Here is a 23233-nt window from a genome sequence, read left to right on the forward strand (position 1 = left end):
CTCATGAATGACATCATCGAGACCGAAGAGGTCGTCGCCGCGCGCGGTGTGAAAGTCGTATTCGGCGCGGTAAAGGCGCTTGATGGTGCAGATCTGGTTATCCGCTCAGGCGAATGCGTCGGGCTCGTTGGCCACAACGGTGCGGGAAAATCTACGATCGTCAACGTTATCAATGGCGGATTGACCCCTCATGAGGGGGTCGTCTCGTACCGCGGTCACCAGCACCATCACGGCATTGCTGTAGCACGTGCAAACGGTGTGCGTTGTGTCTTCCAGGAGCTTTCTCTCTGCCCGAACCTGACGATCAGCGAAAATGTCAGGGTCATGCATGCGGCGATGAGCGGACGAAACTGGCGCGGCCGTGCGCTTACGATGATCCGGCAGACACTGGATGACATTTTCCCTGGCCACGGTATCGACTGCGAACTGACCGTTGATGAACTTTCGATCGCTGAACGGCAAATGGTCGAGATTGCCATCAATTTTTGTCGGAGCCCGGAGGCGCCGAGGCTGGTGATCCTTGACGAACCGACATCCTCGCTCGATGCGGGGCTGGCTGAGCAATTGATGGACTATGTTCGTCATTTCGTTCGCGGCGGCGGCTCCGTTTTGTTGATCTCGCACATTCTTGGCGAAATTCTTTCGACGGCGACCCGTATCGTGGTGATGAAAGATGGTCGGGCCGTCGCCAACCGGCCTGTTGGCGAGTTTACCACCCGCACGCTGGTAGAAACCATGGGTAGTGTCGTCAAGGAGCAGGACAGACGCAAACGTGACGATCAAGGGGCGGGTGACCTGCTTTTGTCCATGCCTGCTCGTAAGGGAGAAGGTCTCGCCTTTAAAGCCTATCGTGGTGAAATCATTGGGTTGGCAGGTCTAGGCGGTCACGGCCAGACGGAAGCGCTACTTGATCTATATCTCACGCAAAACAGCAATTGGCTGCCATCTCGCAAGACTGACATCGCCTTTGTTGCTGGCGACCGCAGCCTGAACGGCACGTTTCCCTTGTGGAGCATTCTAAAAAACCTCTCCATCGCTTCACTACGCGATATCTCCTCCTTGGGTCTCGTCGACCGGCAAAAAGAAGGTGAACTCGGCGCTCAATGGAAAAAACGTATCGAGATCCGCACGCCTGATATGGGCAACAAAATTCTTTCTCTCTCCGGCGGCAATCAGCAGAAGGTGCTTTTTGCGCGCGCTCTCGCAACTACGGCCGGCACTGTGCTGATGGACGACCCGATGCGTGGCGTCGATATCGGTACCAAACAGGAGGTCTACGATATCTTGAGAACCGAAGCATCTCATGGCCGCACGTTCATCTGGTATTCTACGGAAATGGATGAGATTCGTCTTTGCGACAGAGTTTATGTGTTTCGTGATGGTGCCATCCAGGCGGAATTGATCGGCGAGGATATAACCGAACAGAATGTTCTGGCTGCATCGTTTTCCGGAGGCGATCACGCATGAAGGTCTCTGCGAGCGCTCTACGCCTTATCATTCCTGCCGCCTCCCTTAGCTTTCTTCTCATCGCGGTCTTTTATATGCAGCCGCGCGCCATGAGTTACACGGGCCTCAATCTGCTCTTCAATCTCGCGGTGCCAATCGCACTTGCCACGATTGCGCAGATGCTGATCATGTCCGTCAACGATCTCGATTTGTCGATGGGTACATTCGTCAGTTTCTGTGCCTGCGTGACTGCGACGTTTCTGCAAGATGCGCCACTTGTCGGGATTTTGATCTTCGCCGGAGCGATCGCCGTCTATGCGCTGCTTGGCGCCGTCATCCATATTCGTTCCTTGCCGTCCATCGTTGTGACACTCGGCATGAGTTTCGTCTGGGGCGGTCTTGCAGTCCTGATACTGCCATCGCCGGGAGGACAGGCTCCTGCGTTCATCCGCTCCATCATGACGGCAAAACCGCCATTTGTACCGATTGCCATCGTTGCCAGTATCCTCATCGCTGCCATAGCTCACTACATCGTCATGCGCTCTTCCTTTGGTGTGTTGATGCGCGGCGTCGGCGGAAATTTCCGCTCTGTCGAGCGGTCCGGCTGGTCTGTCGTCGGCATTCGTGCTGGTACCTTTGCACTTGCCGGCTTCTTCGCGGTGCTCTCAGGCATTGCACTGGTCGGATTGACGACGTCTGCTGATGCCAACATCGCATTGCGCTACACGCTCCTGTCGATTGCTGGTGTCATTCTGGGCGGTGGGGAATTTGTCGGTGGCCGTGTTTCGCCCATCGGCGCGGTGATCGGTGCACTGACGCTGACGCTCGCGGGCTCGTTTCTGTCTTTCATGCGAATTTCACCTGACTGGCAAATTGGTGCCCAGGGAGCGATCCTTATCATCGTGCTTGCCTTGCGCATCCTGCTCAACCGTCTTGAAAAGCGGGAGAAAAATCAATGAACGGTTTTGCTACTCTCTCCAAGAAACCTTGGATCTGGTCTTTTGCTGCTGCGGCAGCGGTCTGGACCATCACCGTTCTGTTCACCGGTGGCGCGAGCTCCTTTGGTCTCTCGCACGCGGCACTGACATTCGCGGCCTTTTCGGTCATTGTCGGAATTGGCCAGATGTTCGTTATCACGCTTGGGCCGGGAAATATTGATCTCTGCGTCCCTGCGACGATGACGCTGTCCGGCACGCTAGCGCTCAAATTCATGGATGTGTCAGACGGACTGATCCTGCCAGGTTTGCTGGTGGCCATACTGATCGGTATCGGCATTGGGATTGGAAACTACGCGCTCATAAAGCTTCTGCGCATTCCGCCGATCATCGCGACGCTTTCCATGAGTTTTATCGTGCAATCCATTGCGATCTGGTCAAACCGTGGCCTGCGTATCAAACCTCCGGAAACCCTGGCGACATTTGCCACCTCGAGCCTGTTCGGCATTCCAAACGTGGCACTTGTGGCATTGCTGCTTTCTGTCATAGCGTGGCTGTTGCTCGATCGCACGTTTTACGGCCGCTGGATTTCGGCGATCGGGCAAAGCACCTTCGCTGCCCGAATGACTGGCATTCCCGTCGATGGCGCGCGCTTTATCACCTATGTGCTCTGTGCCGTGCTGGCGGCTATCGCCGGTTACCTTCTCGCCAGTTTTTCCGGCGGTGCAGCACTTAACATGGGCTCGGAGTATCTCCTGATGTCTATCGCCGTTGTGGTGATCGGCGGGACAGCCGTCGCGGGTGGAGATTCCAACGTGCCGGGCATCTGGGGCGCCTCGCTCTTCATGTTTCTGGTGGTTTCTATGTTGAATACCTACGGCTTCGGCGCGGGAATTCGCCTCATTCTCACCGGGCTCATCATCATTTCCGTCATTCTATTGGCGAGTGGCCCCAAGGCAACGCGCTGAACCCTGAACAAGAAGCTGCAAGCGGACAACGCACATGACAACAGACCTCACCTCTCCATACGAAATCCATGATGAGCGCTTTCGTCTCCTGATTGTCGGCAATGCCGAACTGGAAGAGCTTTACTCCGGCTGCCGTTGGGCGGAGGGGCCAGTCTGGTTCTCGGACCTGAATTGCCTCCTATTCAGTGATATTCCCAATGAGCGTATGCTACGGTGGGTACCGGATGGCGGGATTTCCGTCTTCCGCCAGCCCTCAAACTTCACAAACGGAAACACCCGCGATCGGCAGGGGAGGCTGGTATCGTGTGAGCATGGCGGGCGACGTGTCACGCGGACCGAGGTGGATGGCTCCATCACTGTGCTCGCTGACAGTTTCGACGGAAAGCGTTTGAACTCTCCCAATGATGTGGTGGTAAAGTCTGATGGCAGTGTCTGGTTTACTGATCCGACCTACGGCATCCTCTCAGACTATGAAGGTTACAAGGCCGAACCTGAACAGAGAACGCGCAACGTTTATCGGCTGGACCCCGCAACAGGCGAGATCTTGATCGTTATCGACGATTTCGTTCAGCCAAATGGCCTTGCTTTCTCACCTGACGAAACCAGGATCTATGTTGCAGATAGCTCTTTCAGTCACGACGTTTCCCGCCCGCGCCACATCCGCGTCTTCGACGTGGTTGATGGCGTGAAGCTCGCTAATGGGCGAGAGTTTTGCAACATCGACAAAGGCCTGCCCGATGGTTTCAGGCTGGATACGGCGGGTAATCTTTGGACCAGTGCAGGGGACGGGGTCCACTGCTTTTCTCCGGAGGGGACGTTGCTCGGCAAGATCAAGGTGCCGCAGACGGTGGCAAACCTCACATTCGGCGGCCCAAAGAGGAACCGCCTGTTCATCACAGCAACAAAGTCGCTTTACTCGGTCTATGTCGCGGCGACCGGCGCCCAGGTACCCTAGACCCAAGAGACGCTGACGCGAATTTGGACCAACCGGCGTGCTGCAAACCCCTTGCGGCACGCTTTTCTCGTCGCGGGCCATCGGTTACGACGGCGCTACTCGTCGCCCCCAACATTGCGCTTTCCATTTGCCGCTACTCCAGCGCATCGAACGCTACATAGGCCAATGGAGTTGTTTCTTAATCTGTCCACAAGTTGCTCCTCTTAAGGCTGGAATGGCAAAAACCGAGTGATTTCTCTAGGCCAGGAGCTGTATTGCACGACACATCCCATCGTCTCGATGGCCGCTTGACGTTGGCGCTAGGATGCACTTTTTCGTGATTATTTAGATAAATCAGCGTCTTGTCTGGCCGATCTCAGGCCTCGCGAAACAAAGGTGATTATTTGTCATGCAAGTTTGACAAGTTGTCTGCTGTCTGTCTAATATCGTGTTAGACAAGACGGCGTTTGAAACTGCGCCTGTTTGCATACTGGAGGAACAATGATTATCACCGACGTCGAAGTGCGGGTTTTCCGCACGACCACGCGCCGCCATTCGGACAGTGCTGGCCATGCACATCCGGGTCCCGCGCATCAGGTCGAGCAGGCCATGCTCACCATTCGCACTGAAGACGGTCATGAAGGGCATTCGTTTACAGCTCCGGAGATTGTGCGTCCGCACGTCATCGAGAAGTTCGTGAAAAAGGTGCTCATTGGACAGGATTATCGCGATCGCGAACGTCTGTGGCAGGATCTTGCCCATTGGCAGCGTGGCTCCGCAGCACAGCTTACCGATCGCACACTGGCGGTTGTTGATTGTGCGCTGTGGGATCTGGCCGGTCGCACATTGAACCAGCCTGTATACAAGTTGATCGGTGGTTATCGCGACAAGGTTCTGGCCTATGGTTCAATCATGTGCGGCGACGAAATCGAAGGCGGTCTTGCCACGCCGGACGACTATGGCCGTTTCGGTGAAACGCTTGTTAAGCGTGGCTACAAAGGGATCAAGCTACACACCTGGATGCCGCCGGTAAGTTGGGCGCCTGATGTGAAGATGGACCTGAAAGCCTGTGCTGCTGTGCGTGAGGCTGTGGGCCCCGATATTCGCCTGATGATCGATGCGTTTCACTGGTATTCGCGTACCGATGCGTTGGAACTCGGTCGCGGCCTTGAAAAACTTGGCTTCGACTGGATCGAGGAGCCAATGGATGAGCAGTCGCTGTCTTCCTACAAGTGGCTTGCTGATAATCTCGATATTCCGGTCGTCGGTCCCGAAAGCGCGGCTGGCAAGCACTGGCATCGTGCCGAGTGGATCAAGTCAGGCGCTTGCGACATTCTGCGTACCGGCGTCAACGATGTCGGTGGTATCACGCCTGCCCTGAAGACCATGCATCTGGCCGAGGCCTTTGGCATGGAGTGTGAAGTGCACGGCAACACGGCGATGAACCTGCACGTTGTGGCAGCAACAAAAAATTGCCGCTGGTATGAGCGGGGCCTTCTTCACCCGTTCCTCGAATATGACGACGGGCACGATTATCTGAAATCGCTGTCTGACCCGATGGATCGGGACGGTTTTGTCCACGTGCCGGATCGCCCAGGCCTCGGCGAAGACATCAATTTCGAATTTATCGAAAACAATCGCGTTCGGTGAAGGCGGCGACGATGAAGAATGTTTTGGCTTTTGGTGACAGTCTGACGTGGGGTGCTGATCCCACGACGGGCTTGCGGCACCCGCCTGAAGGCCGCTGGCCCGAGGTGCTGGCCGCGGAACTCGGCAGTGCGGTAGCCGTCGTTTCAGAAGGATTAGGTGGTCGCACCACCTGCTATGACGACCATGCCGGGCCGGCCTGCCGCAACGGTGCGAAAGCACTGCAGGTTGCGCTTGCCAGTCATATGCCGCTTGATCTCGTGATTGTCATGCTCGGCACGAACGACATCAAGCCTGTTCACGGAGGACGCGCTGATGGGGCATTTTCCGGCATGCGCCGTCTTGCGCAGATCGTCGATACCTTTCCCTATAAGCCAAGCGGTGCAAAACCGAAACTTCTGATCGTGGCGCCACCGGCCTGTGGCGAAAGCGCGAATGGGCAGCCGGCGGCGGGACGTAGCGTTGCCGAGTCCGAACGACTTGCCCCTCTCTACCGCAAACTCGCCGACGAACTTGGTCACGGTTTCTTCGATGCTGGTTCCGTTGCCTCGGCGTCTACCGTCGATGGCGTACATCTCGAAGCCGTGGAAACGGCGGCGATCGGCCGGGCGCTCGTTGCGCCCGTCCTCGAATTACTTGGTTGAACTGTCCAGTTCCTGTGGAGGAACAGGCTGGCGGGTCTTGTAACCGTAGGCCGTATTCCGTGTGATCGGCCTCAAAAGGAGGAAGCATGAAACATTTTCTAGCAACGGTCGCGTTCGGTGCGCTTCTGGTTTCAGCCATGCCCTACGGCGCCTTGGCTGAGACCCCGGAAGATCAGCTCGTCGTCGCAACGACCATGAACAACATCCTGACACTTGATCCGGCTGCGATCACGGGTCGTGAAACCGTTCAGGTGCTCAACAACATCTACGACACGCTCGTGGTGCTCTCGCCTTCAGATCGCAGCGTTCAGCCGCGAATTGCTGAGAAATGGGAGATTTCCGAAGATCGCAAATCGATCCGCTTCCATCTGCGCAGCGACGCTAAATTCGCCTCCGGAAATCCTGTCACTGCCGGGGACGTTGCATGGAGCCTGAAGCGCCTTCTCGCGCGCAATCTGGCGCAGTCCTCATTCTTGAAAACGCGCGGTTTCACGCTTGACGCTGCCGACAAGCTGTTCGTTGCCGAAGATGACCACACTTTTGTGCTAAATCTGCCAAAGGCTGATGACCCCAACCTGCTGCTGATGATCCTGGCGCAAAATGGCCCTGGTTCCATCCTGGATAGCAAGACGGTCTTAGCCAATGAGAAGGATGGCGATCTCGGTGGCGCATGGCTGACACTGAATTCCGCAGGTTCCGGCCCATTCAAATTGACGCAGTGGAAGTCGAACGAGTTCATCATTCTGACCCGCAGCAGCGATTACTGGGGCAAGGCTCCGGCCATGAAGCGCGTGTTGTTGCGCCACCTGCCGGAATCGCAGTCCCAGCGCCTCCTGCTCGAGAAGGGCGACATCGACGTTGCCTATTCGCTGCAGGCTCCGGACCTCAAGTCGCTTGAGGCTGACAAAGAGGTTGCAATCGAATCCACGCCCGGTTCGGGCTTCTATTATCTCAGCGTCTCGATGAAGGACGATCACTTCGCAAACAAGAAAGTGCGTGAGGCGCTTCGTTACCTGATCGACTATGACGGTCTCGATAAGGCGGTTATGCCTTATTACGGTAAGCTTCATCAGCGTCCGCTTTCCACCGGCGTCATGGGCGCCCTGCCAGATGAAGGCTACAAGCTGGATGTCGAGAAGGCCAAGGCGCTTCTGGCTGAGGCGGGTTATCCGAACGGCTTTAAGACAACGCTTCGCGTGCTCTCCGAAGATCCGTTCATGAAAGCGGCGACAGCGATCCAGAATACGCTGGCACAGGCCGGCATTCAGGCCGAACTGATCAGCGGTTCGGGCGACCAGATTTACGGCGCGATGCGTGAGCGTAAATTCGAGATGCTGCTCGGTCGCGGCGGTGGCGGTCAGCAGCCGCATCCGGACAACAACCTGCGCTCGATTGCCTATAACCCCAATAATTCTGACGATGCAAAGCTGACTAACTATCAGAGCTGGCGGACGAGTTTCTTCGACGAGAAGCTGAACAAGCTGATCGAAGAAGCGTTGGTCGAGCAGGATCCGGCCAAACAGGCCAAGCTCTACGAGGGTGTGCAGCAATATATGGACGAGATCGTCATGTCGATCCAGCCGTTCTCGGAAGTCATCGATACCGCCGCGTTCCGCAGCGACGTCAAGGGAATGATCGTCAGCCCGTGGCTCTCTCGTTTCGAAGAAGTGTCGAAAGCCCGTTAATCACTGACGTCATCAATGTTATGGAAAGGCGTGTCTCAGGACACGCCTTTTTCTTTTGTCATTTCCGCACTCAACAGGATTTCTGTCGCATAGAGAGAACGACAGGATACACGTGGCTTCGGCCCGGCGCAGTTTGTCATGATCCATTCACTGGTTCCCGCCTTCCGCTGCTTAACCCAGAGCCTGATACGACTGACCTCCACTAGAGAGCAGACATCTTCAAACGCTGGGCTTCAAACGATGGCCAAAAAAATACCCGGCACAGAGGCCGGGTAAATCGGGGAGGAAGACTGTTCGTTAGTCGTCGAGGGGAGTGGTTTCGACCCGTTGGTCAGTGCACGCCTTCATATTCCAGCGATGCGCCGATCAGTTCCCGTGCGTAGGGGTGGGTGGCCTGGTTGCCAGCGATTGCTTCACGCGGGAGAACCTCGGTGATCTCACCATGCAGCATGACGGCGAAACGGTCACACATGTGATCGACGACGGCCAGATCATGCGTGACCATAATGTAGGTGAAACCTCGTTCCTCCCGCAGGCGCTGCAACAAGTTTAGGATTTCAGCCTGGACGGAGACGTCGAGTGCCGATGTCGGTTCATCAAGCAGCAACAGTGACGGCTCGAGAATAAGAGCGCGGGCAATCGCCACACGTTGGCGCTGCCCGCCAGAAAGCTGATGGGGGAACCTGTCAAGAAACGAGACGGGAAGGCCAACGTCAGTGATGGCCTTGCGCATGCGGGCTTCGCGGTCGTCAAGTTTGTGGATGGCAAGCGGTTCGTTCAGAACGGTACGAACGGACTGGCGCGGATGAAGGGAGCCATAGGGGTCCTGAAACACCATTTGCAGCGTCCTGCAGCGCTCGATCAGCGGCATATCTCTGACCGATTGTCCATTGATCAGAATATCGCCAGTCCATATGTCGTTGAGCATCGAGATGCAGCGTAGCACCGTCGATTTGCCGGAGCCGCTTTCTCCGACGAGGCCAAAGCATTCGCCAGGTGCTACGTTGAAGGTGACGTCGGGCAGGACTTTGGTTGCAGTTGGACCGAAGCCGAAGGTGATGGAAAGATTACGAGTTTCGACGGAAACGGACATCAGGCATTCTCCTCCAGCCATTCCGGACGGCGATCGAGCATTGCAAGAGGCGCGCGTGCGCCGCCAATCCTCGGTTGGGCCGCCAGCAGGCCGCGGGTATAGGGATGGGTGGCCTTTTCAAGATCTTTCGCGGCTATCGTTTCGACGATACGTCCCGCATACATGATCAACACGCGGTCGCAGAAATTACGAACGAGATTGAGGTCGTGGCTGATCATGATAAGGCCAATGCCGCGATCGCGTACCAGTCCGTCGAGGATATTCAGCACCTGGAGACGTACCGTCACGTCAAGCGCGGACGTCGGCTCATCGGCAATGACGAGGTCAGGATCTGCCAGCAACATCATGGCGATCATGACACGCTGACCCATGCCGCCGGATATTTCGTGCGGATATTGGTCATAGACCCGTTTGGGATCGCGGATTTTGACGGCGTCGAGCATGGAGAGCGCTTTTTCTCGCGCCTCCGCTTTCGAGCATTTGAAGTGTCGCAGGTAGGTTTCCGCAACCTGCTCGCCAACGCGAACAATGGGGTTCAGCGAGAATTTGGGGTCCTGCAGGATCATCGACATGCGTCGGCCACGGATCTTGAGCATCTCCTTTTCGCTGAGCGAAGTGAGATCCAGACCATCGAAACGCAGGGTATCTGCGGTAATCGTCGCACCGGGGAGAAGTCGCAAAAGCGCACGGCCGACGGTGGATTTGCCCGAGCCAGACTCACCGACAATACCGAGGCGTTCACGGCCAAGGGTGAAGGAAACGCCACGGACGGCATCGGCGGGTGATCCGCCATAGCGGATACGAAGGTTTTCGACGTCGAGAATTGTCTTGTCCATCGCCTTATCTCCGGTTCATTTGCTTGGGATCAAGCGCGTCGCGCAGTCCGTCGCCAAGAAGGTTGAAAGCAAGGCTCACCGACAGGATCGCGACGCCGGGGAAAGTTACCAGCCACCAGCTATCGAGCATGTAACGGCGACCGGTTGCGATCATCGCACCCCATTCCGGCAACGGTGGCTGAGCGCCGAGGCCGAGAAAGCCGAGGCCCGCTGCCGTCAGAATTACGGTTGCCATGTTCAGTGTCAGCCGGATGAGGACCGACGGCAGGCACATGGGCATGATCGACTTGACGATGATGCGTGTCGACGATGCACCCTGCAGGCGCGCTGCAGAAATGTAGTCGGCGTTGCGGAATGTCATTGCCTCGGCGCGCGCAAGACGTGCGATCGGCGGCCATGACGTTAGTGCGATGGCTATGATCGCATTGTTCAGGCTTGGTCCAAGTGCAGCGACAAAGGCGAGCGAAAGGATGAGGCTTGGAAACGACAGGAAAATATCTGTCACACGCATCATCACGGTGTCGACCTTGCCGCCAAGGTAACCGGACGTGGCGCCGACGATCAAACCGATAGGCCCAACAACGATCGAGACGAGGAAGATGATCGTCAACGTGATCCGGGCACCCCAGACCAATCGGCTGAAGATGTCGCGGCCCAGTTCGTCCGTGCCGAAAAGATGGCCGTTGCCGGGCGCCTGCAGCGTGTTGACGAGGTTCTGGGCGTAAGGATCATGCGTCGCAATCAACGGTGCGAAAATCGCTGTCAGGATCAGAAGCGACAGGACAGCGAGGCCGAATGCCGAGGTCGGGCTTTTCAGCAGGAAACGAACGATGTTTTTAAGTGCGATCAGCGAGGCTGGCAGACGCACGGTGGCTTCAGCACGGGTGGTCATTAGCGGGTCCTCGGGTCGAAGATGCGGTAAAGGGCGTCAGACAGAAGGTTCAATCCGATAAAGATGACGCCGACGATCAGCACACAGGTCATCACGGCATTCATGTCGCCGGTAATGAGGTTGCTGGTAAGATACTGGCCAAACCCCGGCCATGCGAAAACGGTTTCGATCAGAACGGCGCCTTCGAGCAGCGAACCGTAGGCCAGCGCAATAATCGTGACGAGCTGGACGCGGATATTGATGAAGGCGTGTTGCCAGATGGTCTGGTTCTGAGACAGCCCCTTCACGCGGGCCGTCGTAACATATTCCTGGCCGAGCTGATCGAGCATGAAGCTGCGTGTCATGCGGGTGATGTAGGCCGAGGAAGAATAACCGAGCAGGGCGGCAGGGAGGATGATGTGGTTAACCGCAGACCAGAACACATCCATCTCTCCGGCGAGCAGGCTGTCGATCAACAGAAACCCTGTCCGTTCGTCCACAAGTCCGATGTAGAACTGATCCATTCGTCCACTTCCGCCGACGATGCCGAGATGGGCGTAAAAGACGATCAAAGCAATCATCCCGGTCCAGAAAATCGGCATCGAGTGACCGAAAAGGCTGAAGACGCGCACGACGTGATCCGGCCAGCGATCCTTGTTGACGGCTGCAATCACGCCAAGCGGAATTCCAAGTCCTGCACCGATCAGGATCGCAAATGTAGCCAGTTCGATGGTCGCTGGCATGACATGCAGAATGTCCTGAATGACCGGCTGGCCGGTACGGATCGACGTGCCGAAGTTGCCGGTAAAGACATCGCCCAGATAGTAGATGAACTGTTCCCATAGTGGACGGTCGAGGCCAAGCGAGCGGAAGACCTGCTCATAGGTTTCGCGGGTGGCGTCTTCTCCAATCATGGCGCGGACCGGGTCGGCCGGCATAAGCCGACCGATGAAGAAGGTCAGAAGCAGTAGCCCGAGCAGCGTTATAGCTATCGTGCCAATCTGACCGGCTGCACCGTAGAATCGTAAGGGGCGTTTTGACATGGTTCCTCCCTGCGGCCTCACCTCCTAAGAAGCGGGCGATACAGGCTCCCATCCTGTATGACAATTATGGCAAACCTGTCACAGGTTATCAGGGCTGTCAAGCCGCGCCGTCGCCAGGAAACGGAGCGGTGCCGCGCAGTAGAGCAAAAATTAGCTGAGAACTATGACTTGCAAGGTGCTCGCATTGAGCGCGAAGGCCTGGGAATTTCGTCGGAAAAACAGGTGTGACTGCACGAAGATGGTTGGGAATCACGAGATCATCTCGCCGCGCCTTTAGATGGAACGCCAGGAGGCGCTAGCGAGGATTCCAACTTGTATGATCACTTGATAGCGATGTTTCCGGGTCGTGCCGCTCTGCCGGCGAGATAGACCTATCTTACCAGAAGTTTCTGGAAACAATCAGGACGATTCGGGTGTTGTCGTCCGGGAACGAAGAAGCACATTATATCGCTCAAGGCTGCCGCGAAGATGCGCGCGCATCCGCTCGCGTGCTGCAGTCGCATTGCCTTCAATGATCGCCTCGACGATAAGCCCATGTTCTTCCTGCAGATGAAGATTGTAGTCCTTGGGTCGTGATCCAGGTGCGGAGCCCTGAAGCTCGCCACGCGGTATGATACCCGACCGTATCAGTTGCAAAAATTCCGGGAAACGGCGGTTTTGCGTCGCCTCGGCAATGGCAAGGTGAAGTTCGAAATCCGCGTCGCGGGTTGGGCTTCCAGTTGCCAGACAGTCTCCGACACGTTGATGCGCATCAATGATCGCTTCGATCTGAGCCGCTGACCGACGCGATGCCGCGAGCCCCGCTGATTCCACCTCGAACACCGTTCTCAGTTCGAGAAGCTCGATTACGGATGAGATGCGCTGTGTCGTCAGATCCTTGAACGGCTGATCGGGTTTCGGCTTCGTTTCAAGCGCAAAAATACCGGCGCCTTTTCTTGCTTCCACCAATCCATCGGCGCGTAAAATGGCGATAGCTTCCCGCACAACGGTCCGGCTGACGGAATATTCACGGGTCAGGGCATTTTCGCTCGGCAGTCTGTCGCCGGGCCGAAACACGCCTTCTGTCAAATCTTTTCGCAGCGCGGCGCTGATGGTTGCCGCGAGCGATGCACCACGTACGGTCGTGTTTGCAGCGTCCATGTCCGCCCTCACTTGTTAGAACCTGTCTGGCATGTTAGCCGTTATCACGCCGAAAGCAAGAGTAGCATCATGCGAACAGATGCTCAGGCATGGGGCGGCGCCTTCCAGCCGACGTCATGCGTCGTCTTCCAGCTACCATCCGTGGACATGGAAATTAAACTTCACGTTGTCATCGCAATCAGGCGCGATCTAGCGGAACAGGTTGCAGCATTTTAGGCGGAGTGAGATCGTAAAGTGTTAGCTCTGGATGCTGGCGATCAGGGGAGAGGATGTTGTCAGTTGCCTCTGTCGATTGCGGGCACTTCCGCCAGCGTATCGTAGGTCACAGCATGGGGAATGTCGTCAACGATCCTGCGGGCCGCTGCCACCAGCTGTTCCACTTCCGATATGGCTGGGCGACCGGCTGCGGTCACCAGACCCCACTGGAAAGGGATACGGAAGGACAAAGGTAGGACCTTCACACCCTGGACAGGCAATCCCCAGAGTGTAACGGACTCAACGATGGCGATACCAAGACCCATACGCGCAAGCGAGAGGGAAACATAGGTGGCGTTGCTGTCGATGACTGAAGCCGGCTCGACGCCATGTTTGCCAAGGGCTTCGTTGATCCGCATCCGGAGACGGAACGGGTTGGCAGAGGCAATCAACCGGTGACCGGAAAGGTCGGTGGCGGAAAGTACATTTTTGTCGGCCAGCGGGTGATCTTCTGCAACAACTGCGACGCAGGGCACTTCGCCCAACCAATGAACTTCGATGCCGGGATTGTCGAGCGGTAGGCTGACCACGCCGAGATCTGCCGTTCCGGCAACGACCGCCTGCACGACGTTCTCCGAGGATATGCTTTGCAGATGAACGTGGTTGGGAAATCGTTCGGGAGATAGCGTTGCAAGTGCGCGCGGCAGCAAGCTTGCGGCAATAGCGGGAATGGATGCCACTTCAATCGAGGTGGGACGGCTGGCTTCTATACGCCGTGCCCGCTCGCTGATGGTCTTTAGCCCGCTTAGAAATAGTTCGGCCTGCGAATAGAACGCCACGCCTTTTTCCGTCGGGGTTATCCGGGGACCATTGCGATGCAGAAGTGCGAAACCGAGTTCTCCCTCCAGATCCTGGATTAGCCTGGTCACGACTGGCTGGGATTTCCCCAGTGCCTTCGCGGCGCCGGTTATGCTGCCAATGGAAACGACAGCAACAAAGGCTTCCAACTGCCGCGTGTCGAGATAATCAGACACCATTTTTCGCTCCGCCACGAGAATTCACGTCTTCTATTTTAGGGGCTTATGCCGCGTTGTCGTCTGCTTTGCCAGTCTGCTTCGTCCATAGAGCCGTACGCGTATCAAAGGGATCGATCTTGGCGACAAATCCGTTCGGTGACAGCTGAAGCACGACTGGGTTCAGCTCGGTGTAAGACGGCCATTCGATTTCCTCCGCCGCCGACCGCTCATCCTTTATGAAAGCGGCCCACAGATTGTGTATTGCAGCAGCGAAGGACACGTCCGTTACGCGCTGACGTTCCGGTAAAGCGTTCTCGTCACGGCCAGCCCTGAACCAGACTGCACCGACTTCCGCGCCGTGCGCAGCGCCGAGTTCGTGTGCTTCAAACGCTCCATAGAGATATTTGAGAACCGGGTTCGCACGGGAATGCAATCTGGCGAAGCGGACAGCCGGTAGCTGGAATACGAGATCGCCAGCGACCGCACGCCAAATGCCGCGTGGGTTGTGTTCTGGAAGTGCCTGGCGGTAACGCGTGACAATTCCGCGTCCGCTGAGGCCATGTGGCCTCACTCGTTCATGCAGCAGCGTTGCACAGAGATCGAAGTCCATCTCCGGCTGTGCCGTTGCATGTGTGAGATACTCTGCCGTTGTGCAGCCTATCATAATCGGGACAGGGGCGGTTCGTCCTGCAGCCGCCGCGCATTCCGGGTGTTCCGGTAGGCTCGTGCCGTCTATGACGGGCACGAACGGAACACCGAGCATGGCAGCCGATCCATCGCGTTCGAAATCGTGTCGCTCGTAGGATTCGTTGCAGAGGTCGCGCTGGATTTCGAGTAGCCGGCTGATCGGAAGTTCTTCAAGCGTGCTCTCGTCGGCGGCCATCGCGGAGACAAAACGCTGCGTCAGCTTTCTGGCGTCATCGGGTGATGCAATGGCCGTGCTTGCGCCGCTTTGCGGCATGGCGCGATGAAACAGTCCATGTGCCGCCGGCATGGCCATCAATGTAGCAACAGCAAAGCCACCGGCAGATCTTCCTGCCAAAGTCACGCAGGTGGGATCGCCACCAAAACGTTCGATGTTGTCGCGCACCCATTCCAAAGCCGAGATGATGTCGAGCAATCCACGATTGTCCGGCTTGCCGTCGACATGGAGGAAACCGAGCGCGCCGAGGCGATAATTCACCGTCACCTCGACAATGCCGCTAGCCGCGAAAGCGCCGCTTTGAAGTACAGCCTCATTGGCTGAGCCGACTGCATAACCGCCACCGTGCACCCAAAGCAAAACTGGTGCCTTGCCGGCCGGATCTGGCGTGCGAATGTTAAGTGTCAGAAAGTCGGTCCCAAAGGTCAGTGTCGAGGTTGCTGCGGTCCCGACCGGCCCATATGTCGGGATTTGTGGGCAGACCGGACCAAGTGTCGTCGCGTCCCGTATGCCATGCCATGGTGAGACTGATTGCGGCGCCTCAAAACGCAACGCCGGTGTGATCGGTGCTGCATAGGGGACACTCAGGAAGGAGTGAATGCCATTTTCGACAAATCCGCCTATGGTACCTCTGGTGGTTTTGACAACCGTCATCGTCTCCTCACAATGCCTTGCGCAGACCGATCAGCCGTTCAACAGCCACGACCACGGCTACGGAAATCAGGATGAGAATGACCGAAAGTGCTGCAATCTGCGGATCGGTCGAGTATTCGAGGTAGTGATAAATCTCCGTCGGCAACGTTGAAGATTTGACCGACACGATGAAGAGAGAAATTGTCGCTTCGTCGAAAGAGATGAGGAAGGCGATGACCGCACCTGCAATCAGGCCAGGCCTGACCAATGGCAGTGTGATGCGCCAGAGCACCATTGCGGGTGAGGCACCATGGACCAGTGCCGCTTCTTCTATGCGGCGATCAACTGCCATCAGGCTCATGCTGATCGTACGCACAGTATAGGGTGTGGTAATGCCGAGATGGGCAAGGAAAATGCCGGTATAGCTGTCGAGTAGACCGAGCGGTCCCAGCACAAGCATAACGCCGACGGCCAGCACGATGTGTGGGACGAGGAAGGGCGCAAGGATCAGGAAGTTGATAGCGCCCTTGCCCTTGAAGTCGTAACGCGACAACGCAAGCGATAGAAGAAGCCCGGCGAAGATCGAAACAAAACCGACCAGTAGACCAATGCCGAGGCTTCGCCAGAAGGCGGCAATAAATTTGGCGTTGGCAAATACCTTCGCATAGGAGCCGAAAGACAGGCTCTCTGGCGGAAAGGCCAGATATTGCCTTGTATCAAAGGAAATGACGAGAACGACGATGATCGGCGCCAGCAGGAAGAGGTAGAGCAGCGTGATCGTCAGGCCGAATGTGAGACGTTCGAGTTTGGCGTTCATGGACGGCCTCACGTTTCAAGCGCGCGCATCGCGCGCTGGTAAATCAGGATCACGCTGCCGAAGAGGACGAGGAGCAACACAGAAAGTGCCGCTGCCAATGGCCAATTCAGGGTGACTGTCGCCTCATTGAACACTTCCGTACCGATGACGAACACACGGCCACCGCCCATCAGGCGCGGCGTGACAAAGGATGAAATTGCCAGCACGAAAACCAGCAATGCTGCGGTGAGGACCCCCGGTAGCGACAAGGGCAGGATGATGCGCGTGAAAACGCGAAAACGGTTGGCTCCGAGCATCGCGGCTGCTTCTTCCAGTTGTGCGTTGAGGCGGCCAAAGCCACTCAACATTGCGAGAATGGCGTAGGGCATCAGAATTTCGATCAGTGCTACCGTCGCGCCGAAATAATTGTTGGTCAGTCTGATGACACCATCCGTCAAGCCGGCAGATTGCAGTGTTGTATTGATGACGCCGCGGTCACCCAGGATGACCATCCAGCCATAGGTGCGGACGACCGAAGAGGTCAACAGCGGCGCGACCGCCAGCGCTGTCAAAACACCGCGCCAGCGGCTCTTCGTGCGGGCAAGAAACAAAGCGATCGGATAGGAAAGCACAACCGCGAAAAACGCGACATTCACGCCAAGATAGAGCGTGTTCCAGGCGAGTTTCCAATAGAACGGATCGAATAGAACGGTGCGGTAAGATTCAAGCGTCCAGTCGCCACCTTTCAGTGCTGCAACGGCGGATGAGGCGAATGATGCGCGCACCAGCCAAAACAGTGGCAACAGAAATGTTGTCAGCAGGGCGAGAAGCCCCGGCAACAGCAGAAGCAGGAGAACACCGCGAGAACCGCCACTGGAGGAATGGCCGGGAACCGCCATTACGCGGCCTCCCCGACAAGGGTCACATCGTCGGGCGCGACCGAGAGGGTGACGTGGTCACCCTTCATCGGCAAAGTCGCAGCATGGGTTGGAAGATCGGCTTGAAGGCGATGATCACCCGTTTTCACAGAAATCGTCAGCATCTGGCCGCGATAAACGACGTGATCGACGATGCCTGAAAACGAATTGACGCCTTCACCCAGCACAAAGCGATGCGGACGCACGAGGAAGCGCGCAGTTTCGCCAACGGCGACTTTGCCCGAAAAATGAAGCGGCCCGAGGCCTGAAATTTCTGCCTGACCCGGCGCCGTTACGGTTCCAGCCAGGAAGGAGCCGGCACCGATGAAGGACGCAACAAATTCCGTACGTGGGCGGTCGAAAATCTCGCGTGGCGTACCGATCTGTTCCAGCCGTCCCTCGGACATCACGGCAAGTCTGTCGGCCATCGAAAGCGCTTCATCCTGATCGTGCGTCACGAATATGCTGGTCACCCCTGTACGGTTCTGAATATCGCGAATTTCATCGCGCATCTCGTCCCGCAACTTCGCATCGAGATTGGAAAGCGGTTCATCGAAAAGGAGGAGGGCGGGTTCGATGACAAGTGATCGGGCAATTGCCGCACGTTGCTGTTGTCCGCCGGAAAGCTGCGACACGCGTCGTTCGCCATAGCCAGACAGTTTCACGAGATCGAGTGCTTTAAGCACCCGCTCGGTTCTCTCTGGCTTGGCGATGCCGCGCATTTCCAGACCGAAGGAAATGTTTTCGGCAACGGTCATATGCGGAAAAAGGGCATAGGCCTGAAAGACCATGCCCATGTTGCGTTTGTAAACCGGGATTGCCGAGATGTCGCGGCCATCGAGACGGATCTCGCCCGAGGTTACGGGAATGAGACCTGCGATCATGCGCAGGATTGTCGTCTTTCCACAGCCCGAAGGGCCGAGCAGCGCCAGCATTTCCCCGCGCGGCAGGGAAAGGCTGACGTGATCGACGGAGGGCTTGAGGGCGCCCGGATAGGTCTTCACGAGATTGTCGATCTCGAGGTGGTGATCGGCCATGGCGTCCTTTGCCTCTATTCTCAGTTTGCCGCGATAACCTCGCGGTTGATCAGCTGAATCCATGCCGAGTATTTTTCCGACACGAAGTTCCAGTCCAGCGAAGACTGTGCGGCTTGTGCTTCCTTGCTGCCATAGATACGGGCAGCAACCGGTTCCGTCAGCGAAACCTTGGTGTTAACAGGACCGTAGAAGCTCTTCTCGGCGAAAGTCGCCTGTGCTTCCGGGCTTAGTGCGTAGTTCACGAAGAGTTCCGCTGCTTCCTTGTTCTTGGAACCCTCGACGAGACCAATGGTATTCGTCTGGCCGATTGAGCCTTCCTTTGGAAGCGCCACACCGATCTTGCCTCCCTGGGTGTCATGCAGATACTGAGCGCGACCATTCCAGCAGATGGAAAGATCGACTTCACCGCTTTGTACCACTGCATAGCAATCCGGTGCGGGCTCGAACGTTGAAACGCTTGGGGCGATTTCGTTCAAGAGTTCGATCCCTGGATCGACCGAATTCTTGTAGTCGCCACCCTTCAGTTTGGTCAGGATCGGCAAAAGGATGACGCCGCGTGTGTCGGAAAGCTTGGCGGCAATCTTGCCCTTGTATTGCGGGTCCGCCAGGTCGTTCCAGCTTGTTGGCGGAGTTTTGACGCTGTCGGTGTTGTAGAGAATAGCCAGGTTGTCTTGCGAGAAGGCGACGGCGCGGTCGCCGTCGATCCGTGCCCATTCTGGCTGATCGGCAAGATTGGTCACCTTGGCGGCATCAAGCTTGGTGAATAGTTCTTCCTTGTTGGCCTTGATAGCAACCGAAACGTCGATCAGCGCGACATCGACCTTCGGGTCGGCGCGTTGGAGGGTAAGGAGCGCCAGTGTCTCGGCAGAGTTCTTGCTCTGCTGATACGTGACTTCAATGCCCGGATATTTGGCCTTGAAGGCGTCGATCACGAACTTCTGGTAGTTATCCGCAAACACGCCTGAGAACCCGACGACGTTGACGGTGCCTTTGGTCGCGTCCTGCGCGAAGACAGAGCCAGAAAGCGAGGCGATACCGGCAGCAACGATGCCGGCGAAGGTCGCGGCCTTGCGGCCCTTGATAGCATTTTTCATGTCAATTGCCTCCGATTGATAAAGTCTTGTCAGTTTGTCGGCCGCCAGGCGGCATCAAGTACGCGTAGCCAGTTCTGCCCCAGGAGTTTGAGAACCAGAGCTTCGCTCCAGCCGCGCGCGAGCATACGGGACGTAAGGTTCGGAACGTCGCCAATTCGTTCGATGCCCTGCGGTTTGGAAATCTTCACCGTCGCGAATTCAGTCAGGGTGCGGGCTGTTCCCTTGTCCTTGTTCGCCCAGATCTGCCAAGGACCAGGGCGCGGGCGTTCCTGAGAGAAGTCGGTGCCGATGCCCACGTGATCTTCCCCAACGAGGTCAATGATGTAGGCCATGGCATCAAGATAGTCTTCGACCGTTGCGTCGTTGCCGGCTGCAAGGCCCGGCGCGAACAAGCTGACGCCGATGATTCCGCCCTTTTCGGCGCATGCCTTGAACAATTCGTCCGGCTTGTTGCGCTTCACGTCACGCAACGCGCGGGGCAACACATGCGAGATACAGACAGGTGACTTGGATCGCTCGATCACATCTGCCGTCGTCCTGTCACCCACATGGCTGAGGTCGCAAAGCAGACCAACGCGGTTCATTTCCGAGAGCACTTCGCGCCCAAAACCGGTCAGGCCGCTATCGTTCTCTTCCAGATATCCCGCTCCGGAATAGTTCTGGGTATTATAGGTCAACTGCATGATGCCGACGCCGAGATCCTTGAAAATCTCGACATAATCCAGCTTGTCTTCGAGCGGCGACGTATTCTGCCAGCCGATGATGATACCTGTCTTGTTTTCTTCCTTGGCGTCGTGGATATCGGCAACAGTACGCACTGGTCGGATAATGTCATCGTTTTCGCGCATAAAGCGCTTCCACTGGCTGACATAACCGACGCCTTCGCGGAAGTTTTCCCAGATCACACTCGACGCGTTTACTGCGGTCAGACCGCCCTTGCGCATGTCCTCGAATATCGACCGGCTCCACTGGCAGGTCTGCAGGCCATCGATCACGATGGCTTGGTCGTGGAGTTTTTGAGCATCGTTCATCGGAACGTCCTTACCGCAGATTGTGTCTGTTCTTGCTTGAGGGCCGCCAAGGCGCGGCCGGCGAATTCCAGTCTGTCCTGACCCCAGAACAATTCGCCGTTTACGACATATGTGGGCGTGCCGAAGATGCCGAGACGCTCCGCCTCCGCCAGGTTACCGTGCCATTCGGCAACGATGTCGTCGGGCTGAGGATCACGCACGAGCGCGGCACCTTCGGGGCCAATAGTCGCCGTAGCAATGGCGCGCAACGTGTCGAGGTCGGCGATATCGCGTTCCTCCGCCCACAGGCCACGCTGGATTGCAAAGGAGAGGCTGATGGCATCGAGACCCGCCGTCTGTGCGGCGATGACGGTCTGTGCTGCTCGCTCAATGGTGGCACAGGGGTAGAATTTTGGTGTCAGGTTAAGGGGCATGTTGAGGTGCCGGCGCCAACGATCGAGCTCGACAGCATGGTATCGCTGTCGCGCGTCGGGACGCGTGCGCAGCGGAATGCCGCCATTGGCCTCTATGATGCGAATTGGGCGCAAGACAACCTCCGCACCATTCGCCTTTGCGATTTCAACCGCGTGCGGCGCACCGAAATAGGCCCAAGGCGAGGAGATGCCGTAGAATATCTCCAGTTTGACAGCCGTCTCAACCATTTGCGGTCTCCTGTTCTTGATTTTCATCCGCGTCGAGCCATTCGTCGCCAATGATTTCCGAGACGTCGTGGCCCATGAATGTCTCGAGATGGCGGTAGCGATCTTCGACGAAGAGTGAGCGGGCGATGCCTTCGGCCAGCCGTTCTGCGCCGTGGCTGACGGCAGGGATGCCACTAGTGATCTTGCCGTGAGAAGGAACCGCCGGGTAAGCAAAGCAATAGATGTGTGAAATTGTCTCCGCTTCCGCAACGCTGAGGTCAGGCTTGGGCAGAAACTCGAACGATGGCCCGAGATAGGGATAGCTACCCAGCGCCTCGTTCCGGTTATGTGCCGGTGGCTGATAGACATCGCGCCATAAAAGGATGCGATCCTGAAGAGCCGTGAATTCAGGCCGTTGTGCAAAATTGACGTCGAATCCCGTCGCGAAAATGATGATGTCGACTGTATAGCGGCCTTTGGGGGTGCAGATTTCCACAGCTTCGTTGGTTTGCGTCAGCGCGTTAATGGGGCTGCCAAGGTGGAAAAATGCATTCTTATGGCGCGACACGCGAAGAACGCTGTGACGCGGCGGTGGAATTTGCGTGCGCTCGGCTTCTGTCATGAAGGTCCAACGATCTTCATCCGGCAGGCCGATAAAACCGTGTGTCATGCCAAGACCGGCAACGCCTCCAAACTTCTCGACGCGGGGAATATCCTCACGCCGTATAAAGAGATCGACGCTCGCCGCACCCGCCTCTAGTGCTGATGCAGCATTATCCATGGCTGAAGCTCCGGCCCCGACGACGGCGACACGCTTTCCACGTAATGTCGAGATATCGAACACATCACCGCTATGGCGGATAAAACGGGCTGGAACGGTCGCAGCGACGTCCGGCAGTCGTGGTGCGCCAAGGCCATCCAGACCGGTGGCAAGAATGACGCGTCGCGCCAATACGCGCTGGCTTCCTGTTTCTCCACCGAAATCGAGTTCCAGCAGTCCGTCATGCCGGATTGCCAGGTTTTCGAGTGCTTGGTCATTGCTCACAGGCAGGGTCAGAACACGTCTGTACCACACCATGTATTCCATCCACATTTCACGCGGAATAAGCGGCATGGCCTCGAAGGCCTGTCCACCAAACTGGGCTTCGTACCATGCGCGGAAGGTTAGCGATGGAATACCAAGCGCCGGGCCTGCAAGTTCCTTGCGCGTACGCAGTGTTTCCATACGCGCTGACGTGATCCACGGCCCTTCCTGGCCAGCGGGAGACTTGTCGAAAGCCCGGACATTGTTAATGCCGGTGAAAAGCAAGGCAGCAAGGGCCGTCAGGCCGCAAAGTCCCGCCCCAATCACCGCAACATCAAGAACGTGATCTTCAGCAGAGTTCGTCTCAGGAACCCACGACCGTGCCGGTCGCTCAAGCAGCTGCAATTCATAGGCAAGCCTTTCCTCAAGCGCCTTCAGCCCGAAGGATCTTTCCTGTGAACGGCTCGTCCCGTGATCGTCAATCATGCTTTTTCTGCATTTATCAATGTAATGAATTCTATTTGCGCATCATAAGAACCACAGAACGCCGATCCCTGAAAGCAAAAATCTTCTAATAATTGGCTGTTTCAGGCAAAAATTAAGGCGCTGAACATTTTGTGGGCATTTGCCGCCCTCTATGCTGATCCACGCGGCAAAGGTAGGACTTGGTCAACCACGCGAGTTGTTAACGCGCGATCAACTTAAA

General features: G+C 56.7%; 21 protein-coding genes. 7 read left to right on the forward strand and 14 right to left on the reverse strand.

Annotation, left to right across the window (positions count from 1 at the left end):
* The first annotated feature begins 3 nt into the window (after nucleotides 1-3).
* From ACIQT8_RS21580 to ACIQT8_RS21610, 7 genes are all read left to right on the forward strand, one after another.
* The gene (locus ACIQT8_RS21580) at nucleotides 4-1467 is read left to right on the forward strand and encodes an ATP-binding cassette domain-containing protein (protein WP_400969528.1); all 1464 of its coding nucleotides are present in this window, start codon (nucleotides 4-6) and stop codon (nucleotides 1465-1467) included.
* A complete protein-coding gene (locus ACIQT8_RS21585; protein ID WP_400969530.1) occupies nucleotides 1464-2405 on the forward strand; it encodes an ABC transporter permease in 942 nt (313 codons plus the stop codon). The genes ACIQT8_RS21580 and ACIQT8_RS21585 overlap by 4 nt, the downstream gene beginning before the upstream one ends.
* Nucleotides 2402-3349, forward strand: coding sequence for an ABC transporter permease (locus ACIQT8_RS21590; RefSeq protein ID WP_400969532.1), 948 nt, complete (start codon nucleotides 2402-2404; stop codon nucleotides 3347-3349). The genes ACIQT8_RS21585 and ACIQT8_RS21590 overlap by 4 nt, the downstream gene beginning before the upstream one ends.
* A gap of 34 nt (nucleotides 3350-3383) precedes the next feature.
* The gene (locus ACIQT8_RS21595) at nucleotides 3384-4304 is read left to right on the forward strand and encodes an SMP-30/gluconolactonase/LRE family protein (protein ID WP_400969535.1); all 921 of its coding nucleotides are present in this window, start codon (nucleotides 3384-3386) and stop codon (nucleotides 4302-4304) included.
* A 480-nt stretch (nucleotides 4305-4784) separates the two neighbouring features.
* Nucleotides 4785-5933: a mandelate racemase family protein gene (locus ACIQT8_RS21600; RefSeq protein ID WP_262526887.1), complete on the forward strand. Its 1149-nt coding sequence runs from the start codon at nucleotides 4785-4787 to the stop codon at nucleotides 5931-5933.
* Between the two features lie 11 nt (nucleotides 5934-5944).
* Nucleotides 5945-6574 carry an SGNH/GDSL hydrolase family protein gene (locus ACIQT8_RS21605; RefSeq protein WP_262526885.1) on the forward strand — a complete coding sequence of 210 codons (630 nt, stop codon included), beginning with the start codon at nucleotides 5945-5947 and terminating at the stop codon, nucleotides 6572-6574.
* 86 nt (nucleotides 6575-6660) lie between these two features.
* The gene (locus ACIQT8_RS21610; protein WP_138791738.1) at nucleotides 6661-8259 is read left to right on the forward strand and encodes an ABC transporter substrate-binding protein; all 1599 of its coding nucleotides are present in this window, start codon (nucleotides 6661-6663) and stop codon (nucleotides 8257-8259) included.
* Between the two features lie 331 nt (nucleotides 8260-8590).
* Here the strand turns inward: ACIQT8_RS21610 and ACIQT8_RS21615 are convergent, their stop codons facing one another.
* The 14 genes from ACIQT8_RS21615 to ACIQT8_RS21680 all read right to left on the reverse strand — a co-directional run bounded on the left by ACIQT8_RS21615 (nucleotide 8591) and on the right by ACIQT8_RS21680 (nucleotide 23013).
* A complete protein-coding gene (locus ACIQT8_RS21615) occupies nucleotides 8591-9352 on the reverse strand; it encodes an ABC transporter ATP-binding protein (RefSeq protein ID WP_400969540.1) in 762 nt (253 codons plus the stop codon).
* A complete protein-coding gene (locus tag ACIQT8_RS21620) occupies nucleotides 9352-10188 on the reverse strand; it encodes an ABC transporter ATP-binding protein (RefSeq protein WP_400969543.1) in 837 nt (278 codons plus the stop codon). Before ACIQT8_RS21620 ends, ACIQT8_RS21615 begins: the two co-directional genes overlap by 1 nt.
* A gap of 4 nt (nucleotides 10189-10192) precedes the next feature.
* Complete coding sequence (locus ACIQT8_RS21625; RefSeq protein WP_400969545.1) at nucleotides 10193-11080, reverse strand: ABC transporter permease; 888 nt, start codon at nucleotides 11078-11080, stop codon at nucleotides 10193-10195.
* Nucleotides 11080-12102 (reverse strand): ABC transporter permease, encoded by a 1023-nt coding sequence (locus tag ACIQT8_RS21630; RefSeq protein WP_262526878.1) that lies wholly within the window; start codon nucleotides 12100-12102, stop codon nucleotides 11080-11082. Before ACIQT8_RS21630 ends, ACIQT8_RS21625 begins: the two co-directional genes overlap by 1 nt.
* A gap of 399 nt (nucleotides 12103-12501) precedes the next feature.
* Nucleotides 12502-13242, reverse strand: coding sequence for a FadR/GntR family transcriptional regulator (locus ACIQT8_RS21635; RefSeq protein WP_138791733.1), 741 nt, complete (start codon nucleotides 13240-13242; stop codon nucleotides 12502-12504).
* 275 nt (nucleotides 13243-13517) lie between these two features.
* Nucleotides 13518-14474 (reverse strand): LysR substrate-binding domain-containing protein, encoded by a 957-nt coding sequence (locus ACIQT8_RS21640; RefSeq protein WP_400969550.1) that lies wholly within the window; start codon nucleotides 14472-14474, stop codon nucleotides 13518-13520.
* A 43-nt stretch (nucleotides 14475-14517) separates the two neighbouring features.
* On the reverse strand, nucleotides 14518-16029 hold the full coding sequence (locus ACIQT8_RS21645) for a carboxylesterase/lipase family protein (protein ID WP_400969553.1): 1512 nt from the start codon (nucleotides 16027-16029) through the stop codon (nucleotides 14518-14520).
* Between the two features lie 7 nt (nucleotides 16030-16036).
* Entirely contained in the window at nucleotides 16037-16825 is a 789-nt protein-coding gene (locus ACIQT8_RS21650; protein WP_400969556.1) for an ABC transporter permease, read from the reverse strand.
* 8 nt (nucleotides 16826-16833) lie between these two features.
* Nucleotides 16834-17703: an ABC transporter permease gene (locus ACIQT8_RS21655; protein WP_400969559.1), complete on the reverse strand. Its 870-nt coding sequence runs from the start codon at nucleotides 17701-17703 to the stop codon at nucleotides 16834-16836.
* Nucleotides 17703-18758 carry an ABC transporter ATP-binding protein gene (locus ACIQT8_RS21660; protein WP_400969688.1) on the reverse strand — a complete coding sequence of 352 codons (1056 nt, stop codon included), beginning with the start codon at nucleotides 18756-18758 and terminating at the stop codon, nucleotides 17703-17705. The genes ACIQT8_RS21655 and ACIQT8_RS21660 overlap by 1 nt, the downstream gene beginning before the upstream one ends.
* Before the next feature lie 20 nt (nucleotides 18759-18778).
* A complete protein-coding gene (locus ACIQT8_RS21665; protein WP_400969562.1) occupies nucleotides 18779-19852 on the reverse strand; it encodes an ABC transporter substrate-binding protein in 1074 nt (357 codons plus the stop codon).
* A 29-nt stretch (nucleotides 19853-19881) separates the two neighbouring features.
* On the reverse strand, nucleotides 19882-20883 hold the full coding sequence (locus ACIQT8_RS21670) for a dipeptidase (protein ID WP_400969565.1): 1002 nt from the start codon (nucleotides 20881-20883) through the stop codon (nucleotides 19882-19884).
* Nucleotides 20880-21524, reverse strand: a complete 645-nt coding sequence (locus tag ACIQT8_RS21675) for a 2-hydroxychromene-2-carboxylate isomerase (RefSeq protein WP_400969568.1) — start codon at nucleotides 21522-21524, stop codon at nucleotides 20880-20882. Before ACIQT8_RS21675 ends, ACIQT8_RS21670 begins: the two co-directional genes overlap by 4 nt.
* On the reverse strand, nucleotides 21517-23013 hold the full coding sequence (locus tag ACIQT8_RS21680) for an NAD(P)-binding domain-containing protein (protein WP_400969571.1): 1497 nt from the start codon (nucleotides 23011-23013) through the stop codon (nucleotides 21517-21519). The genes ACIQT8_RS21675 and ACIQT8_RS21680 overlap by 8 nt, the downstream gene beginning before the upstream one ends.
* Nucleotides 23014-23233 lie beyond the last annotated feature (220 nt).

It is taken from the genome of Agrobacterium sp. NPDC090273, assembly GCF_044772305.1.
Lineage (GTDB): Bacteria > Pseudomonadota > Alphaproteobacteria > Rhizobiales > Rhizobiaceae > Agrobacterium.

Coding starts and splice junctions, on each gene's coding strand:
- ACIQT8_RS21585 (WP_400969530.1), top strand. CDS start 1,464: ATGAAGGTCTCTGCGAGCGCTCTACGCCTTATCATTCCTGCCGCCTCC.
- ACIQT8_RS21655 (WP_400969559.1), bottom strand. CDS start 17,703: ATGGCGGTTCCCGGCCATTCCTCCAGTGGCGGTTCTCGCGGTGTTCTC.
- ACIQT8_RS21680 (WP_400969571.1), bottom strand. CDS start 23,013: ATGATTGACGATCACGGGACGAGCCGTTCACAGGAAAGATCCTTCGGG.
- ACIQT8_RS21615 (WP_400969540.1), bottom strand. CDS start 9,352: ATGTCCGTTTCCGTCGAAACTCGTAATCTTTCCATCACCTTCGGCTTC.
- ACIQT8_RS21665 (WP_400969562.1), bottom strand. CDS start 19,852: ATGAAAAATGCTATCAAGGGCCGCAAGGCCGCGACCTTCGCCGGCATC.
- ACIQT8_RS21640 (WP_400969550.1), bottom strand. CDS start 14,474: ATGGTGTCTGATTATCTCGACACGCGGCAGTTGGAAGCCTTTGTTGCT.
- ACIQT8_RS21635 (WP_138791733.1), bottom strand. CDS start 13,242: ATGGACGCTGCAAACACGACCGTACGTGGTGCATCGCTCGCGGCAACC.
- ACIQT8_RS21675 (WP_400969568.1), bottom strand. CDS start 21,524: ATGGTTGAGACGGCTGTCAAACTGGAGATATTCTACGGCATCTCCTCG.
- ACIQT8_RS21645 (WP_400969553.1), bottom strand. CDS start 16,029: ATGACGGTTGTCAAAACCACCAGAGGTACCATAGGCGGATTTGTCGAA.
- ACIQT8_RS21590 (WP_400969532.1), top strand. CDS start 2,402: ATGAACGGTTTTGCTACTCTCTCCAAGAAACCTTGGATCTGGTCTTTT.
- ACIQT8_RS21625 (WP_400969545.1), bottom strand. CDS start 11,080: ATGACCACCCGTGCTGAAGCCACCGTGCGTCTGCCAGCCTCGCTGATC.
- ACIQT8_RS21600 (WP_262526887.1), top strand. CDS start 4,785: ATGATTATCACCGACGTCGAAGTGCGGGTTTTCCGCACGACCACGCGC.
- ACIQT8_RS21610 (WP_138791738.1), top strand. CDS start 6,661: ATGAAACATTTTCTAGCAACGGTCGCGTTCGGTGCGCTTCTGGTTTCA.
- ACIQT8_RS21660 (WP_400969688.1), bottom strand. CDS start 18,758: ATGGCCGATCACCACCTCGAGATCGACAATCTCGTGAAGACCTATCCG.
- ACIQT8_RS21630 (WP_262526878.1), bottom strand. CDS start 12,102: ATGTCAAAACGCCCCTTACGATTCTACGGTGCAGCCGGTCAGATTGGC.
- ACIQT8_RS21595 (WP_400969535.1), top strand. CDS start 3,384: ATGACAACAGACCTCACCTCTCCATACGAAATCCATGATGAGCGCTTT.
- ACIQT8_RS21650 (WP_400969556.1), bottom strand. CDS start 16,825: ATGAACGCCAAACTCGAACGTCTCACATTCGGCCTGACGATCACGCTG.
- ACIQT8_RS21580 (WP_400969528.1), top strand. CDS start 4: ATGAATGACATCATCGAGACCGAAGAGGTCGTCGCCGCGCGCGGTGTG.
- ACIQT8_RS21620 (WP_400969543.1), bottom strand. CDS start 10,188: ATGGACAAGACAATTCTCGACGTCGAAAACCTTCGTATCCGCTATGGC.
- ACIQT8_RS21670 (WP_400969565.1), bottom strand. CDS start 20,883: ATGAACGATGCTCAAAAACTCCACGACCAAGCCATCGTGATCGATGGC.
- ACIQT8_RS21605 (WP_262526885.1), top strand. CDS start 5,945: ATGAAGAATGTTTTGGCTTTTGGTGACAGTCTGACGTGGGGTGCTGAT.